This window comes from Tepidimonas sp., assembly GCF_036825565.1.
Classification (GTDB): domain Bacteria; phylum Pseudomonadota; class Gammaproteobacteria; order Burkholderiales; family Burkholderiaceae_C; genus Tepidimonas.
The window spans coordinates 18450-34131 of sequence record NZ_DAISXZ010000003.1 but is presented as its reverse complement, the minus strand read 5'-3'; the positions used below and the strand labels follow the sequence as shown (position 1 = coordinate 34131).

The following is a 15682-nucleotide window of genomic DNA, read 5'->3' as shown; positions in this document are numbered from 1 at the left end:
CCGCCGCCCGCCCGCTCACATCAGCACGATGTCGTATTGCTCCTGCGTCATGGTGCTTTCGCTCTGCAGCGAAATGGGCTTGCCGATGAAGTCCGACAGCCCTGCGAGGTGTTGGCTTTCCTCGTCCAAAAATCGCTCGACCACCTGCGGCGCGGCGATGATGCGGAACTCGCGCGGGTTGAAGGCGCGCGCCTCGCGCAGAATCTCGCGCAGGATGTCGTAGCAAACGGTGCGCGTGGTACGCACCCGGCCGCGGCCGTCACAGGCGGGACAGGTTTCGGTCAGCATCTGCGCCAGCGATTCGCGCGTGCGCTTGCGCGTCATTTCGACCAGCCCCAGCTGCGAGAAACCGCCGATCATTGTCTTGACGCGGTCGCGCGCGAGCTGCTTGCGCAGCTCGGCCAGCACGGCGTCGCGGTGGTCGTCGCGCACCATGTCGATGAAATCGATGATGACGATGCCGCCCAGGTTGCGCAGCCGCAATTGGCGCGCGATGGCCTGCGCCGCCTCCAGGTTGGTGCGAAATACCGTGTCGTCGAAGTTGCGCGCCCCGACGAAGCCGCCCGTGTTGACATCGATCGTCGTCAGCGCCTCGGTCTGGTCGAACACCAAATAACCGCCCGATTTGAGATCGACGCGGCGCCCCAGCGCGCGCTCGATCTCCTCGTCCACATGGTATTGGTCGAAGATGGGCCGCTCGCCGCGGTAGAGGACCAGCCGGTCCGCCACCTGCGGGGTGTACTCCTGGGCAAACGCCTGCAGGGCCGCAAACTGCTCGCGCGAATCCACCTGGATGGAGCGCGTCTGCGGCCCGGCCAGATCGCGCAGCACCCGCTGCACCAGGGTCAGATCTTCGTGCAGCAGCGCGGGGGGCGCCACCTGCACCGCCCGCTCTCGGATGCGGGCCCAGGTCTTGCGCAGGTAGGCGATGTCCTCGGCCAACTCCTCGTCACTGGCGTCCTCGGCATTCGTGCGCAGGATGAATCCGCCCCCGCCGTCGCCCACCAGGGCAAGCAGGCGTTGGCGCAGCGCCTCGCGCTGGGCCGGCGGGATTTTTTGCGACACGCCGACGTGCCCGTCCTGGGGCAGAAACACCAGCAGCCGCCCCGCGATGCTGGTCTGCGCGGTCAGCCGCGCGCCCTTGGTGCCGATCGGGTCCTTGAGCACCTGCACCAGAATCGACTGCCCCTCGAACACCTGGCGCTCGATCGGGGGCATGCTGGGGGCCTCGGGCTCGCCCGCGCGCGCCGGAGCATGGCGGACGTTGATCTGCAGCAGCAAATCGGCCACGTGCAAAAACGCCGTGCGATCCAGCCCGATGTCGATGAACGCGGACTGCATGCCGGGCAGCACCCGCTGCACCCGACCGACATAGATGTTGCCCACCAAACCGCGCTCCAGCGCGCGCTCCAGCAGAACCTCCTGCACCGCGCCCTGTTCGATCAGGGCGACGCGGGACTCCTGCGGGGACCAGTTGATGAGGATGTCGTGCTGGGCCATGATGGCCGACAGCTTACCGCAGAGACAGGCCGGCGCGCCGCAGCAGCTCGGCCGTCTCGTACGCGGGCAGGCCCATGATGCCCGTGTAGCTGCCGGTGATGCGCCGGGCCCACAGGCCGGCGCGGCCCTGGATGCCGTAGGCGCCCGCCTTGCCGAACGGCTCGCCGGTGGCGATGTAGGCCGCAATGTCTTCCGGCGACAGGGGCTTGAAGGTGACCGTGGAACGGTTCACCGCCAGCCATTCGCGCCGCCCCCGCGTAACCGCCACCGCGGTGAGCACCTGATGGCGCCGACCCGACAGGCGCTGCAGTATGCGAGCGGCGTCCACGGCGTCCGCCGGCTTGCCGAGGATGTCGCCCCCGTGCGCGACGGTGGTGTCGGCACACAGAACCAAACCGACCGGCCAGCCCCGGCGCTGGCGCCGGGCCTCTGCCGCCCGCAGCTTGAGGCGGGCAACGCGCCGCACATAGGCCAGCGGTGCCTCCCCGGGCTGCACGCACTCCAGCGCCTCGGGGTCCTCATCGGCATCCGGCAGCAGCGGCACGGCGGTTACGCCCCACTGCTCCAGCAACTGGCGGCGGCGTGGGCTTTGCGACGCCAGGTACACCCATGGGCGGTCGTCGGTGGGCAGGTCGGGGCGGGCCTCGGTCATTCGCGGTGGTAGGGGTGGCCGGTGTTGATAGACCACGCCCGGTAGAGTTGCTCGATAAGCAGCACGCGCGCCAGGGCGTGCGGCAAGGTCAGGTCAGACAGGCGCAGCCGATGCCGGGCGGCCTGGCGCAGCGCGGGATCCAGCCCGTCCGGCCCGCCGATCACGAAAGCGACGTCGACGCCGTCGAGCTGCCACTGCCGCAGACGCTGTGCCAGCTCCTGCGTGGTGCAGCGGTCGCCGCGCTCGTCCAACACGACCAAGCGGGCGCCTTTCGGGCAGACGGCCTCCAGGCGCTGGCGCTCGGCCGCCATCAGCGCGTCGGCAGGTTTGCCGCTGGTGCGTGGCTCGGCCTTGACGGTGCGCAGGTGCACCCGCGCCTCGGGCGGGAAGCGTTTGGCGTAATCCTCGTAAGCCGCCTCGGCCCAGTCGGGCATGCGCTGGCCCACGGCCAGCAAATGCCATTTCATGCGGCGTCGTCGGCCGCCGAGCGGCGGCCCCGCGACGCGGACGCCCGCGGGGCAGCGGCTCCGGCCGCCGACGGGGTGGCGGCACGCGGAGCCGCCCGGCGCAGGCGCACCGGCTTGCCGCCCCAAATCTCCTCCAGCCGGTAGTACTGGCGGATGGCAGGCTGCATCACATGCACGACGGCCGCGCCACAGTCCACGATGATCCACTCGCCGTTGTCCTCCCCCTCCACCCGGGGTTTGGCAAACCCGGCCTCGGCCACTTTGTCCCGCACGCTCGCGGCCAGCGCCTTGGTCTGGCGGTTGGAGGTGCCGCTGGCGATGATGACCCGCTCGAACAGCGGCGTGATCGCCTCGGTGTTGAAGACTTGGATATCCTGGGCCTTGACGTCCTCGAGGCCGTCAACGATGGCGCGCTGGAGTTTCTGGATCTGGCGATGGGCGGCGGTGTCGGTCATGGAATCGGTTTGTCAAGCGGCCGGCCCGAGCGTCGCAGCATAGAGCCGATGGTCGGAAATATACCGCGCGACAGCAGGCGGCACCAGCGCCGCCACATCGGGGGCGGGCGTCGCATCGCTGGCGCCAGGTGGCCGGCAGCCCTGGCGCCACTGGTCGCGCACGGCCGTTGCGCTCAGGTCCGTCGGGGGCAGATCGAGTGCGACGAACGGCAGCCCCACTTGGGCCAGATCGGGCAGCGGTGCACCGCCCTCGGCCAGCGGCCGGTTGGCCACGGCCACCGTCGCCCAGCGCAGGATGTCGTCCCAGCGCCGCCAAGTGCGAAAGGCCAGCCACTGATCCGCCCCCATGACCACGAACAGCACCGCCCCGGGATGCTCGGCGCGCAGTTCGGCCAGGGTATCCACGGTGTACGTCGGGCCGTCGCGCGCGATCTCCCGCCCATCCACCACCACCCCGGGCAAATCGGCAAAGGCCAAGCGGCACATGGCCAGCCGGTGCCGCGCGTCGGTCAGCGGACGGGCCTTGTGCCAGGCCTGACCGGTGGGCAGGATCAGCAGGGTGTCGAGCGCGAGTTGCCGCAGCGCCGCCTCAGCCAGGACCCGATGCGCGCGATGGGGTGGGTCGAATGCGCCGCCGTACACACCAATGCGGCGCGCAGCAGGGGCGCACACGGGGGTGGCACCGGTCACAGCCAGTCGCGACGCACCAGAAATTCGGTCAACAGCCGATGCTCGGGCGTGCCGGGCTGGGGCCGCTCGTTGTACGACCAGCGCACCAGCGGCGGCATGGACAGCAGGATGGACTCGGTGCGCCCGCCCGACTGCAACCCGAAGTGCGTCCCCCGGTCCCAGACCAGGTTGAACTCGACGTAGCGGCCGCGGCGGTAGAGCTGGAACTGGCGTTCGCGCTCGCCGTAGGGTGTGCCGACGCGGCGCTGCACGATGGGCAGGTAGGCGTGCAAAAAGGCGTCGCCCACGGCGCGCGTCATCGCAAAACCGCCCTCGAAGCCCAGCTCCGAAAAGTCGTCGTAAAAAATCCCGCCGATGCCGCGCTGCTCGCCGCGGTGGCGCAGGCAAAAGTAATCGTCACACCAGGCCTTAAAGCGCAGGTATTTGTCCGCGCCGAAGGGCGCCAGTGCCTGCGCGCAGGTGCGGTGGAAGTGCACCGCGTCCTCCTCGAAGCCGTAGTAGGGCGTGAGGTCCATGCCACCGCCAAACCAGCTCACCGCTTCGCCGCCGCGGGCCGGGCGCGCCGTGATCATGCGCACATTCATGTGCACGGTGGGCACATAGGGGTTGCGCGGGTGGAACACCAGCGACACGCCCAAGGCCTCGAACGGCGCGCCGGCCAACTCGGGGCGGTGCTGCGTGGCCGACGGGGGCAGCTTCGGGCCGCTGACGTGCGAAAACCCGCAGCCAGCGCGCTCGAACACCTCGCCGCCTTCCAGGATTTGCGTCACACCGCTGCCCTGCAGCGCCTCCCCCGGCGCCTTCTCCCAGGCATCCGAATGGAAGGAGCGACCGTCGATCTCGGAAATGGCGCTGGTGATGCGCTGCTGCAAACCCAACAGGTATTCGCGCATCTGGGTCACGGGCTCGTGGGCCATGGTTGCCTCCTCGGGGCGCGGTGGGCGGCCGGCCTGCCCGGCCGCGGGCGCATTCAGCCGGCCTGGCGCGCCAGTGCGCGGTGGCCGATATCGTGTCGGTACTGCATGCCGTCGAAGGCGATGCCACGCACCAGCGCATAAGCGCGGTCGCGAGCCGCGGCGACGTCGGCCCCCAACGCAGTGGCGCACAGCACGCGCCCGCCGCTGGTCACCAACTGCCCCTGCTGCAGTGCAGTGCCTGCGTGGAAGACAACGGCATCGGCCACGTCCGCCGGCAGCGCGACGATGGCATCCCCTTTGCGCGGCGTGAGCGGATAGCCGGCCGCCGCCACCACCACGCCCAGAGCGACGCGCGGGTCCCAGTCCAAGGACACGGTGTCCAGCCGCCCCTCGGTCGCCGCCAGCAACACCTCCACCAAGTCGCTGCGCAAGCGCATCAGGATGGGTTGCGTCTCGGGATCGCCCATGCGGCAGTTGAACTCCAGCGTCTGGATGCTGCCGTCCGGCGCCACCATCAACCCCGCATACAAAAAGCCCGTGTAAGGCGTCCCCTCGGCCGCCATGGCGCGCACGGTCGGCTCGATCACCTCGCGCAGGGCACGCGCATGCACCGCGGGCGTGACGACGGGCGCGGGCGAATAGGCACCCATCCCGCCGGTGTTGGGCCCGGCGTCGCCGTCCAGTAACCGCTTGTGGTCCTGGCTGGTGGCCAGCGGCAGCACATGGGTGCCATCCACCAGGACGATAAAGCTGGCCTCCTCCCCTTGCAGGTAGGACTCGATGACCACACGCGCCCCCTCGGCGTTGTGCTGCACGCCCAGGCGGTTGTCCACCAGCATGAAGTCGATCGCCTCGTGCGCCTCGGCAGCGGTCATGGCCACCACCACGCCCTTGCCCGCCGCCAAACCGTCGGCCTTGACGACGATGGGGGCACCCACCCGGTCCACGTAGGCGTGCGCCGCCGCGGGGTCGGAGAAAGTCTCGTGCGCCGCGGTGGGGATCCCGTGGCGCTGCATGAACGCCTTGGCAAAGGCCTTGGAGCTTTCGAGCTGCGCGGCTGCCTGCGTCGGGCCGAAGATGCGCAGGCCCGCGGCGCGAAAGACGTCCACGATGCCGGCGGCCAGCGGGGCCTCCGGCCCGACCACCGTCAAGCCGATGCGGTTGGCCAGCGCCCAGTCGCGCAAGGCCGCGACGTCGGTGATGGGCACATTGACCAGATCTGGATCACACGCGGTGCCGCCATTGCCAGGCGCGACGAACACCTGCCCCGCGCGCAGGGACTGCTTGAGCTTCCACGCCAGCGCGTGCTCGCGGCCGCCGCCGCCGACGACCAGCACCCGAATGCGTTCGTTCATTCCGGCAGTTCCGCGTTGTGGAAGACGTCCTGCACGTCATCCAGGTCTTCGATGGCGTCGAGCAGCTTCTGCATGCGCTGCGCGTCCTCGCCCTCCAACACCACGGTGTTGGAGGGCCGCCAGGTGATGTCGGCCATCGCGGGGGCCAGCCCCGCAGCCTGCAGCGCGTCGCGCACGGCCTCGAACTGCGCCGGCGCGGTCAGCACCTCGATCGAGCCGTCCTCCTGCGTGATGACGTCATCGGCGCCGGCCTCCAGGGCGACTTCCATCACCTTGTCCTCGCTGGTGCCGGGCTCAAAGACGATCTGCCCGCAGTGCTGGAACTGAAACGCCACCGACCCCTCGGTGCCCAGGTTGCCGCCGTGCTTGCTGAAGGCATGGCGCACTTCGGCCACCGTACGCACGCGGTTGTCGGTCATGCAGTCGACGATGACGGCCGCGCCGCCAATGCCGTAGCCCTCGTAGCGCACCTCCTCGTAGTTGACGCCCTCGAGGTTGCCCGTGGCCTTGTCGATGTTGCGTTTGATGGTGTCGGCCGGCATGTTGGCGGCCTTGGCCTTGTCGATGGCCAGCCGCAGGCGCGGATTGGCGGCCGGGTCACCGCCGCCCTGGCGCGCCGCGATCATGATCTCGCGCACCACGCGCGTCCAGATGCGCTGGCGCTTCTCGTCCTGGCGCGCCTTGCGGTGCTGGATGTTGGCCCACTTGGAATGTCCTGCCATGCAAACCTCGTCGATTCCGTCGCGATAATCGGGTCCGGCTGACCGTTGGGGTAGCCCGCTATTCTACGCGCGCCCCTGCGGCGGCCGGCGGCAGCCAGCCGCAAGCGACTCCCACCCTGCCCCACGACCCGAACACCCCGCCATGACCGAGCCGATTCTGATCGCCCGCCGCGACGCCATCGAGTGCCTGCTGCTGCCCGACAAGGTCAACCGCCACGGCCTCATCACCGGCGCCACCGGCACCGGCAAGACCGTCACCCTGCAGACGCTGGCCGAGGGCCTCTCGCGCCTGGGGGTGCCGGTGTTCATGGCCGACGTCAAGGGCGACCTGACCGGCATCAGCCAGCCCGGGCGCATCGAGGGCAAGCTGGCCCAGGTGCTGGCGGACCGCGGCATCACACCGCCGCCGCCCACTGCCTGCCCGGTGACGCTGTGGGATGTGTTTGGCGAGCAGGGCCACCCGGTGCGCGCCACGATCAGCGACATGGGCCCGCTACTGCTGGCGCGCATGCTCGGCCTCAACGAAACCCAGGCCGGTGTGCTCAACCTGGTGTTCAAGATTGCCGACGACCAGGGCCTGCTCCTGCTGGACCTGAAGGACCTGCGCGCGATGCTGCAGCACGTCGGCAACAACGCCCGGCAGTTCACCACCGCATACGGCAACATCAGCGCGGCCAGCATCGGCGCCATCCAGCGCGGGCTGCTGGCGCTGGAGCAGCAGGGAGCGGACCGGTTTTTTGGCGAGCCGATGCTCGATATCACCGACCTGATGCAGACGGTGGACAGCCAAGGCGTGGTCAACATCCTGGCTGCCGACAAGCTGCTCAACGCGCCGCGGCTGTACGGCACCTTTTTGCTGTGGCTGCTGTCGGAGCTGTTCGAGGCGCTGCCCGAGGTGGGCGACCTGGACAAGCCCAAGCTCGTGTTCTTCTTCGACGAGGCGCACCTGCTATTCGAAGACGCCCCCAAGGTGTTGGTGGAGCGCATCGAACTGGTCGTGCGCCTGGTGCGATCCAAGGGCGTAGGCGTGTACTTCGTCACCCAGAATCCACTCGATATCCCCGACAGCGTGCTGGGCCAGTTGGGCAACCGCATTCAGCATGCGCTGCGGGCCTTCACCCCGCGCGACCAAAAGGCCGTCAAGGCCACCGCACAGACGATGCGGCCCAAGGCGGGGCTCAACATCGAGGCCGCGATCACCGAACTGGCCGTGGGCGAGGCCCTGGTTAGCCTGCTCGACAGCAAGGGCCGCCCGAGCGAGACCGAGCGGGTCTGGATCACGCCCCCGGGTAGCCGCCTGGGGCCGGTGACACCGCAGGAGCGCCAGGCGCTACTGCGCGACTCGCTGGTGGCAGGCGTGTACGACCAGGCGGTGGACCGCGAAAGCGCGTATGAGCGGCTGCGCGCCAGCCATCAGGGCGGTCAGCCGCCGCGCGACGGTGCCGGTGCCGCCGGCTCGACGGCCGCCGCACCCCAGTCCACACCGGCCGATTCCGCCGGCCTAGGTGCCCGCGTGGGCGAGGTGCTGTTTGGCCGCACCGGCCCGCGCGGCGGGCAGCAAGACGGGCTGGTTCAGGCGGTGGTCAAGACCGCGGTGCGCGAGATCGGCGCCAACCTGGGCCGGCAGCTCGTGCGCGGGCTGCTGGGCGGACTGGTCGGCGGCAGCGCCCGGCGGCGCTGAGCGGCGTCGGCAGCCGCCCCCGGGTTTGTGCCCTCCCCGTCGGGCTTGGTATCGGCCTACACTGACAGCCCATGCATCGGCACTGCAGGAGACACATGGAATGACCGCCTGGCTGGCCCTGGTCGGGTGGGCGCTCGCCATTGGGCTGGGGATCGCTTGGTGGCGCGAGCGGCGGGAACGTCATCGAGCCTGCACCCTGCTGCAAGAAGAGCAGCGCTGGGTCTCGGAGCTGTTCGACCGGCTGAATATCGCGCACTGGCGGCGCAATCTGGATACGCAGACGCTGTGGTGGTCGGATGTGTTCCGGCGCATGCATGGCATCGCACCGGACGAGCCGGCCGAGCGCGAACGCTCGCTGCGCCGGTTGGCCCCGGAAGACCGCGAGCGGGTCAATCGCGTGCTGGAAGAATCTTACGCGCGCGGCAGTGGAGAGACGGGCTACCGGATCCAGCAGCCGGACGGCCGCATCACCCACCACCTGCTGCGTACCGTCGTCACGCGCGAACCGGCCACGGGCCAGCGCATGGCGTTCGGTGTCAACCTCGACATCAGCGAGCAGGCGCGGCTGGAGGCGATCCTGCGCGAACGCAGCTCGTACCTGGAGGCCATCGTGCAAAACCTGCCGATGGGCCTGAGCGTGTTCGACCGCCAGCTCAAGCTGCGGGTCTGGAATGCGGAATTCGGGCGTGTGCTGGACTTGCCGAAGGAGCTGCTCTACGACGGGGTGGACTTCGACGACCTGATCCGGGTGCCGGCCCAGCGCGGCGAGTACGGTGCGGTGGACCCGGAGCAGGCAGTGGCCGAACGACGGCGCCTTGCCCTGCAGTTTCGCGCCCACCGATTGGAGCGCACCCGCCCCAACGGCCGTACGCACCTGGTCATCGGCGAGCCAATCCTGCGCGATGGCGAGGTGGTGGGCTTCGTTACCACCTACACCGACATCACCGAGCAAAAGCAGGAACGCGAGCGGCTGGCGCAGGCGCGCGACATCCTGCGCACGCTGGTGGACAACATCCCCGTCGGCGTGTCCATGGTCGATCGGGAGTTGCGCGTGCAGGTCTGGAACGACCGCCTGCTCGACCTGCTGGACCTGCCCCGACCGCTGCTCGAGCAGCCCGACATCACCCTGGTCGATTTGCTGCGCTACAACATCGAGCGCGGCGAGTACGGAACGCAAATCGACCCGCACCGCCTGCTCGCCGAGATGCGCGAGCGCGCCCTGCGTTTCGAGCCGCACGAGTTCGAGCGCGTCCGCCCGAACGGTCGGGTGCTGCATGTGCGGGGCCAGCCGCTGGCGACGGGTGGCTTCGTCACCGTGTACACCGACGTTACCGAACGCCGCGCCGCCCAGGACACCATCGAGCGGTTGGCACGTACCGATGCCCTCACCGGCTTGACCAACCGCCACGCGCTGCCCGTCGCGCTGGACTAGGCGCTGGCTGCGGCCGAGCGCGACGGCCGCCCCCTGTGCGTGCTGTTCATCGATCTGGACCGCTTCAAGGCCATCAACGACTCTCTGGGGCACGAGGCCGGTGACCAGGTGCTGGTGGAGGCAGCGCAGCGGCTGCGCTCCCGCCTGCGGGCCAGCGACATTGTTGCGCGCATCGTTGGCGACGAATTCGTCGTAGCCCTGACCGGCATGCAGGACGAGGCCGACGCCGCGCGGGTCTCGCTGCAGATCGTGCAAGCCATGTCGGACCCCTTCACCGTCGACAACGGGGCCCATGGGGTACTGCGCGCCTACGTCACGCCTTCGATCGGCATCGCCTCCTTCCCGCGCGACGGGCGCCGTGCGGCGGAGCTGCTGCGGCTGGCCGACATCGCGATGTACCACGCCAAGGGCGAAGGCGGCGCGGGGTGGCGCTACTACACCCCGGCCATGAACGAACAGGTCCTGCGCCGCATCGACCTCGAGGCGCGCCTGCGCGAGGCGATCGCGGGGGACGCCCTCGATCTGTACTTCCAGCCCATCCACGCCCTGAGCGACGGGATGCCGCTGCTGGGCTTCGAGGCCCTGCTGCGCTGGCCGCAGGCGGATGGCGAAGTGCTGTCGCCGGCCGCCTTTGTGCCAATGGCCGAGCAGTCGGCTGACCTGATCGAGGCGTTGGGCCGCTGGGTGTGCACGGCGGTCGCCCGCCAGCGGCAGCGCTGGCGGCACCTGTACCCGGAGTGGCCGCTGTTGCTCAGCATCAACCTGTCGGCGCGCCAGTTCGACCGCGAGGGGCTGGCCGAGCGCATCCGCGAGGCCTTCGCCGCGGCCGACCCCGAGGGCGCTTCGGCCGCGCTGCCCCTGCTCGGCATCGAATTCGAAATCACTGAGGGGGCCATGATGCGCGACCCGCGGCGCGCCGAAGCCGAGTTGTCGCGGCTGCGCGAGCTGGGCGCGCGCATCGCGATCGACGACTTTGGCACGGGGTACTCGTCCCTGGCCTACCTCAAGCATCTGCCGATCGACCGGCTCAAGATCGATCGCACCTTCGTGCGGGATGTGGCCGACGATGCGGACGATGCAGCCATCGTCACCGCGGCTGTCGCCCTGGCGCACCGCCTAGGGCGCGAGGCCGTGGCCGAAGGCGTGGAGACGGCCGCCCAACTGCATGCGCTGCGCCAGATCGGCTGCGACGCGGTGCAGGGCTTTGGTCTGGGGCGGCCCATGCCGGCCCTGCAGGTGGGTGGCCATCTGCAGCGCGTGGCGCGCGGCGAGCACCTGGCGCTGTGGCGGGCCGCCGGTCATTCCTTCGGCGCTAGCAAGGTGGCGTAGTCCATCAAGTCGGCCAGGATCGCCCGCGCTCGCTCGTCACCGCGCTCGACGGCCCCTTCGGCCAGCGCATCCAGCCGCTCCAGATAAGCCGGTAACGGCGCGAAGCCGCCCGTGCCTTCCATCAACCGGGCGCGACAGTGCTCGCGCCAGCGCAAGCGCTCATCGTCGCGCAGCGACTCCGGGTGGTTGCGGGCGCGGAAGCGAAACACCAGCTCCGGCAGCCGCGGATCGTCGAACCCCGCCCGCTGCCACGCCGGATCGGCGGGATCGAGCTGGCGCAGCCGCGCCAGCCGCCGGCGGTCCTCGTCACCGACGAAACCGTCGTAGAGCGCACCGTCCACATCGGCCGCCCCGGACGGCGAGTGACGCCCAAACAGCGCGGCCCACAGCGCGCCCAGATCGGGCAGGCCAGCGGCGTAGGCGGCGTGCCGCACGATGAGTCCCCAATCCAGCCCAAAGCGCTCGGCGGCGCCATCCTGCAGCACCGCCGGGTTGCTCACCACCATGGGCGAGCGGTTGAGGTGAATGCTCTTGAGCGGCAGCCGCCGCACCCCTTCGGGCAAGTCGGCCTGGCGGGTAAACAGGCGCAGGCGCGCCTCCTCCGGCCGCAAATCGATCAGCTCCCGCGGATCGTGAGCCAGATCCCAAGCCAGCAGTTCGTTGCGGTTGGACGGGTGGCTGGCCAGCGGCCACATCACCGCCAGGCAGCCCCGCTCGGTGGAAAACTGACCCGACACATGCACGAAGGGGCGCGCCTGGCCCGCCAGCGCAGGCAGGCCCAACACCTGCATGACGCGCTCGCGCCGGTGCAACCCAAAGGCGTAGTCGAACAGCCGGGGCTGGCGCTGGCGGATCAGACGCGCCACCGCCACCGTGGCCAACACATCCGACATGGCGTCGTGCGCCTGGGCGTGGGCGAGGCCGTTCGCCGCCGTCAGATCCTCGAGGCGAAAACTCGGCCGCCCGTCGGGGTGGCGCGGCCACTCGATGCCTTGCGGGCGCAGCGCCCAGGCCATGCGCACGACGTCCAGCAGGTCCCAGCGGCCGCAGCCGTTGCGCCACTCCCGGCCGTAAGGATCGAGCAGATTGCGCCACAACAGGTGGCGCGTGAACTCGTCGTCGAAGCGGATGGAGTTGTAGCCCACACCGACGGTGCCCGGACGCTCCAGCTCAGCCAGAATGGACTCGGCAAAGATGCGCTCGCTGACGCCGCGGTCCAGGCAGGTCTGGGGCGTGATACCGGTGATCAGACAGCTTTCCGGGTCGGGCAGATAGTCCGGCGACGGGCGGCAGTACGCAATGAGGGGCTCGCCGATGGGGTTGAGCTGAGCATCGGTGCGTAGGCCGGCAAACTGGGCGGGCCGATCCCGCCGGGCGTCGGCACCAAAGGTCTCGTAGTCGTGCCAAAAAAAGGTGTGGGCGGTCTGGATCACCCGGGCATGGTAACCGGTGCGCCGCACCGGCCACGTCGGGGCACGTCGGCCCGCGGGGCGTGGTTTGGCGTACAGTGGGGCCATGCCGCCTATGCCCCCAACTGTTCCTGCGCCAGAAACCCTCCACACGGCCGTCGCCCCCTGCCCCTTGGGCGACGTGCGGGTCGCCGTCAGCCCGGCTGGCCTGCGTGCCGTCTCGCTGGGCACCACGGAGGACGCCTGGCGGGCCGATCTGTGCCGACGTTTTCCCCGCGCGGCCCTCGCGGACGGCCAGCGCACGCACCGCGCATGGGCGGACGCGGTCGCCGCGCTGATCGAAGCCCCGGGCCGAGATTTCGCCCTGCCGCTGGACATCCGCGGGACCGCCTTCCAGCAGCGTGTGTGGGCGGTGCTGCGCACCATCCCCCCAGGCCAGACCCTCGGCTATGGCGAGGTCGCCCGCCGTCTGGGCGCCCCACGCGCCACGCGAGCCGTGGCACAGGCCTGCGGTGCCAACCCGCTGGCGGTGGTGATCCCATGCCACCGGGTGATCGCCAGCGACGGCCGCCTGACCGGCTACCGCTGGGGGCTCGAGCACAAGCGCGCGCTGCTGCAGCGCGAGGGCGTACCGCCACCCGCCTGACCCCACCCGCGCCCCGGGGCTGGCATGGGGCGACAGGGGTCAGTCGGCGGTGGCCTCCTCCGGCTCGGCCGGTTCGGCCTTGCGGTCCTTCTTCGGCAGTGGCTGGATGTCGAGCTTGACCTGTGGCTCGCCGCCGCCCTCGGGCGTCTCGACATCCACCGTCAGGCGCCCGCCGTCCACCAGCCGGCCAAACAGCAACTCGTCCGCCAGCGCGCGCCGAATCGTGTCTTGGATCAGGCGCTGCATCGGGCGCGCGCCCATCAGCGGGTCGAAGCCCTTCTTCGCCAAGTGCTTGCGCAGCGCGTCGGTGAAGGTGACCTCGACTTTCTTCTCGGCCAGTTGCTGCTCCAACTGCAGCAAGAACTTGTCCACCACGCGCAGGATGACCTGCTCGTCCAGCGGTTTGAAGCTGACGATGGCGTCCAGCCGGTTGCGGAACTCCGGCGTGAACAGACGCTTGATGTCGGCCATCTCGTCGCCGGCCTGGCGCTGCGTCGTGAAGCCGATGGTGGACTTGTTCATCGTCTCGGCGCCGGCGTTGGTCGTCATGATGATGATGACGTTGCGGAAGTCGGCCTTGCGCCCGTTGTTGTCGGTCAGCGTACCATGGTCCATCACCTGCAGCAGCACGTTGAAGATGTCCGGGTGCGCCTTCTCGATTTCGTCGAGCAGCAGTACGCAGTGCGGCTTTTTGGTGATGGCCTCCGTCAGCAGCCCACCTTGGTCGAAGCCGACGTAGCCCGGCGGCGCGCCGATCAGGCGGCTGACCGCGTGGCGCTCCATGTACTCCGACATGTCGAAGCGGATCAGCTCGATACCCAGAATGTAGGCGAGTTGCTTGGCCGCCTCGGTCTTGCCGACGCCAGTGGGGCCGCTGAACAGGAAGGCACCGATCGGCTTGTCGGGCTTGCCCAGGCCCGAGCGCGCCATCTTGACGGACGAGGCCAAGGCCTCCAGCGCCTTGTCCTGGCCAAACACCACCGCCTTCAGGTCGCGCTCCAGGTTTTGCAACTTGCCGCGGTCGTCGCTGGACACGCTGGCCGGGGGAATGCGGGCAATCTTGGCGACGATCTCCTCGATCTCGGCCTTGCCGATGGTCTTTTTGCGTTTGGATGGCGCGACGATGCGCTGCGCCGCCCCGGCCTCGTCGATGACGTCGATGGCCTTGTCGGGCAGGTGGCGGTCATTGATGTACTTGGCCGACAGCTCGGCCGCGGCCTGCAGCGCTGCGGCGGCGTACTTGACGCTGTGGTGCTCCTCGAAGCGCGACTTCAGGCCCTTGAGGATCTCGATCGTCTGCTCCACCGTGGGCTCGACCACGTCCACCTTCTGGAAGCGCCGCGACAGCGCCGCATCCTTCTCGAAGATGCCTCGGTACTCGGTAAAGGTGGTCGCACCGATGCACTTGAGCTGGCCGCTGGACAGCGCGGGCTTGAGCAGGTTGGACGCATCCAGGGTGCCGCCGGAGGCGGCTCCGGCCCCGATCAGGGTGTGGATCTCGTCGATGAACAGGATGGCGTTGGGTTTGTCCTTGAGCGCCTTGAGCACGCCTTTCAAGCGCTGCTCGAAGTCGCCGCGGTACTTGGTGCCCGCCAGCAGCGCACCCATGTCCAGGGAATACACCGTCGCATCGGCCAGCACATCGGGCACGTCTTTTTGCACAATGCGCCACGCCAGTCCTTCGGCGATGGCGGTCTTGCCCACGCCCGCCTCGCCGACCAGCAGCGGGTTGTTCTTGCGCCGGCGGCACAGAATCTGGATCACCCGCTCGACCTCGTAGTCCCGCCCGATCAGCGGGTCGATCTTGCCGTCCTTGGCCGATTGGTTGAGGTTTTGGGTGAACTGCTCCAGCACCGACGCCTTCTCGTTGCCCTTAGCCTCGCCGGCCTCTTCGTTTTCGGCGGCGCTGCCCTCGCTGGACTTGGCGGGCTCGGGCGACTCGCCTTTGCGGATGCCGTGCGCGATGTAGTTGACCACGTCCAGCCGGGTGATACCCTGCTGGTGCAGGTAGTACACCGCATGCGAGTCCTTCTCGCCAAAGATGGCCACCAGCACGTTGGCGCCCGTCACCTCTTTCTTGCCGTTGCCGGTGGACTGCACATGCATGATGGCGCGCTGGATCACGCGCTGGAAGCCCAGCGTCGGTTGCGTGTCCACCTCATCCGTCCCCGCCACGGTGGGCGTGTTGTCCTTGATGAAGGTGGTCAGCGACTTGCGCAGATCGTCGATGTTGGCGTTACAGGCGCGCAACACCTCGGCGGCGCTGGGATTGTCCAGCAGCGCCAGCAGCAGATGCTCGACCGTGATGAATTCGTGCCGCTGCTGCCGGGCCTCGACAAAGGCCATGTGCAAGCTGACTTCAAGTTCCTGGGCAATCATGGGGCACTTCCTTCACTTCGGGGTTCAACTGTAGCGCGATGCATCCAC

Annotated in this window: 14 protein-coding genes; 4 read left to right on the top strand and 10 right to left on the bottom strand. The window is 69.2% G+C overall.

Going from position 1 to position 15682, the window contains the following annotated elements; translation table 11 throughout:
- Positions 1–15: 15 nt before the first annotated feature.
- The 8 genes from rng to V7026_RS01100 are packed head-to-tail and all read right to left on the bottom strand — an operon-like array spanning position 16 to position 6758.
- Positions 16–1500 (bottom strand): ribonuclease G, encoded by a 1485-nt coding sequence (gene rng, locus V7026_RS01135; RefSeq protein WP_334153409.1) that lies wholly within the window; start codon positions 1498–1500, stop codon positions 16–18.
- 13 nt (positions 1501–1513) lie between these two features.
- Entirely contained in the window at positions 1514–2152 is a 639-nt protein-coding gene (locus V7026_RS01130; RefSeq protein ID WP_334153408.1) for a Maf family protein, read from the bottom strand.
- The gene (gene rlmH / locus V7026_RS01125) at positions 2149–2619 is read right to left on the bottom strand and encodes a 23S rRNA (pseudouridine(1915)-N(3))-methyltransferase RlmH (RefSeq protein WP_334153407.1); all 471 of its coding nucleotides are present in this window, start codon (positions 2617–2619) and stop codon (positions 2149–2151) included. Before rlmH ends, V7026_RS01130 begins: the two co-directional genes overlap by 4 nt.
- Positions 2616–3074 carry a ribosome silencing factor gene (gene rsfS, locus V7026_RS01120; protein WP_443082295.1) on the bottom strand — a complete coding sequence of 153 codons (459 nt, stop codon included), beginning with the start codon at positions 3072–3074 and terminating at the stop codon, positions 2616–2618. Before rsfS ends, rlmH begins: the two co-directional genes overlap by 4 nt.
- 12 nt (positions 3075–3086) lie before the next feature.
- Complete coding sequence (gene nadD / locus V7026_RS01115) at positions 3087–3746, bottom strand: nicotinate (nicotinamide) nucleotide adenylyltransferase (RefSeq protein WP_334153406.1); 660 nt, start codon at positions 3744–3746, stop codon at positions 3087–3089.
- Positions 3747–3760: 14 nt separating this feature from the next.
- The gene (hemF, locus tag V7026_RS01110; protein WP_334153405.1) at positions 3761–4681 is read right to left on the bottom strand and encodes an oxygen-dependent coproporphyrinogen oxidase; all 921 of its coding nucleotides are present in this window, start codon (positions 4679–4681) and stop codon (positions 3761–3763) included.
- A gap of 53 nt (positions 4682–4734) precedes the next feature.
- Positions 4735–6024 (bottom strand): phosphoribosylamine--glycine ligase, encoded by a 1290-nt coding sequence (gene purD / locus V7026_RS01105; RefSeq protein ID WP_334153452.1) that lies wholly within the window; start codon positions 6022–6024, stop codon positions 4735–4737.
- A gap of 8 nt (positions 6025–6032) precedes the next feature.
- Positions 6033–6758, bottom strand: a complete 726-nt coding sequence (locus tag V7026_RS01100; RefSeq protein WP_334153404.1) for a YebC/PmpR family DNA-binding transcriptional regulator — start codon at positions 6756–6758, stop codon at positions 6033–6035.
- Positions 6759–6900: 142 nt separating this feature from the next.
- Between V7026_RS01100 and V7026_RS01095 the strand changes: the two genes are divergently transcribed.
- From V7026_RS01095 to V7026_RS01085, 3 genes are all read left to right on the top strand, one after another.
- Complete coding sequence (locus tag V7026_RS01095) at positions 6901–8439, top strand: helicase HerA-like domain-containing protein (RefSeq protein ID WP_334153403.1); 1539 nt, start codon at positions 6901–6903, stop codon at positions 8437–8439.
- Positions 8440–8539: 100 nt separating this feature from the next.
- Positions 8540–9871: a PAS-domain containing protein gene (locus V7026_RS01090; protein ID WP_334153402.1), complete on the top strand. Its 1332-nt coding sequence runs from the start codon at positions 8540–8542 to the stop codon at positions 9869–9871.
- Between the two features lie 3 nt (positions 9872–9874).
- Positions 9875–11200: a putative bifunctional diguanylate cyclase/phosphodiesterase gene (locus V7026_RS01085; protein ID WP_334153451.1), complete on the top strand. Its 1326-nt coding sequence runs from the start codon at positions 9875–9877 to the stop codon at positions 11198–11200.
- Here V7026_RS01085 and sbcB read toward each other — a convergent pair.
- Positions 11170–12717, bottom strand: coding sequence for an exodeoxyribonuclease I (gene sbcB / locus V7026_RS01080; RefSeq protein ID WP_443082294.1), 1548 nt, complete (start codon positions 12715–12717; stop codon positions 11170–11172). The genes V7026_RS01085 and sbcB overlap by 31 nt on opposite strands.
- Positions 12718–12790: 73 nt before the next feature.
- Between sbcB and V7026_RS01075 the strand changes: the two genes are divergently transcribed.
- On the top strand, positions 12791–13255 hold the full coding sequence (locus tag V7026_RS01075) for a methylated-DNA--[protein]-cysteine S-methyltransferase (protein ID WP_334153450.1): 465 nt from the start codon (positions 12791–12793) through the stop codon (positions 13253–13255).
- 39 nt (positions 13256–13294) lie between these two features.
- On the opposite strand, the gene clpA is transcribed toward V7026_RS01075, so the two are convergent.
- Positions 13295–15634: an ATP-dependent Clp protease ATP-binding subunit ClpA gene (gene clpA, locus V7026_RS01070; protein WP_334153400.1), complete on the bottom strand. Its 2340-nt coding sequence runs from the start codon at positions 15632–15634 to the stop codon at positions 13295–13297.
- Positions 15635–15682: the final 48 nt, after the last annotated feature.

Excerpts from the sequence above, each read along its gene's own strand:
- rng (WP_334153409.1), bottom strand. The coding sequence starts at position 1,500 with ATGGCCCAGCACGACATCCTCATCAACTGGTCCCCGCAGGAGTCCCGC.
- V7026_RS01130 (WP_334153408.1), bottom strand. The coding sequence starts at position 2,152 with ATGACCGAGGCCCGCCCCGACCTGCCCACCGACGACCGCCCATGGGTG.
- rlmH (WP_334153407.1), bottom strand. The coding sequence starts at position 2,619 with ATGAAATGGCATTTGCTGGCCGTGGGCCAGCGCATGCCCGACTGGGCC.
- rsfS (WP_443082295.1), bottom strand. The coding sequence starts at position 3,074 with ATGACCGACACCGCCGCCCATCGCCAGATCCAGAAACTCCAGCGCGCC.
- hemF (WP_334153405.1), bottom strand. The coding sequence starts at position 4,681 with ATGGCCCACGAGCCCGTGACCCAGATGCGCGAATACCTGTTGGGTTTG.
- V7026_RS01100 (WP_334153404.1), bottom strand. The coding sequence starts at position 6,758 with ATGGCAGGACATTCCAAGTGGGCCAACATCCAGCACCGCAAGGCGCGC.
- V7026_RS01095 (WP_334153403.1), top strand. The coding sequence starts at position 6,901 with ATGACCGAGCCGATTCTGATCGCCCGCCGCGACGCCATCGAGTGCCTG.
- V7026_RS01090 (WP_334153402.1), top strand. The coding sequence starts at position 8,540 with ATGACCGCCTGGCTGGCCCTGGTCGGGTGGGCGCTCGCCATTGGGCTG.
- sbcB (WP_443082294.1), bottom strand. The coding sequence starts at position 12,717 with ATGGCCCCACTGTACGCCAAACCACGCCCCGCGGGCCGACGTGCCCCG.
- clpA (WP_334153400.1), bottom strand. The coding sequence starts at position 15,634 with ATGATTGCCCAGGAACTTGAAGTCAGCTTGCACATGGCCTTTGTCGAG.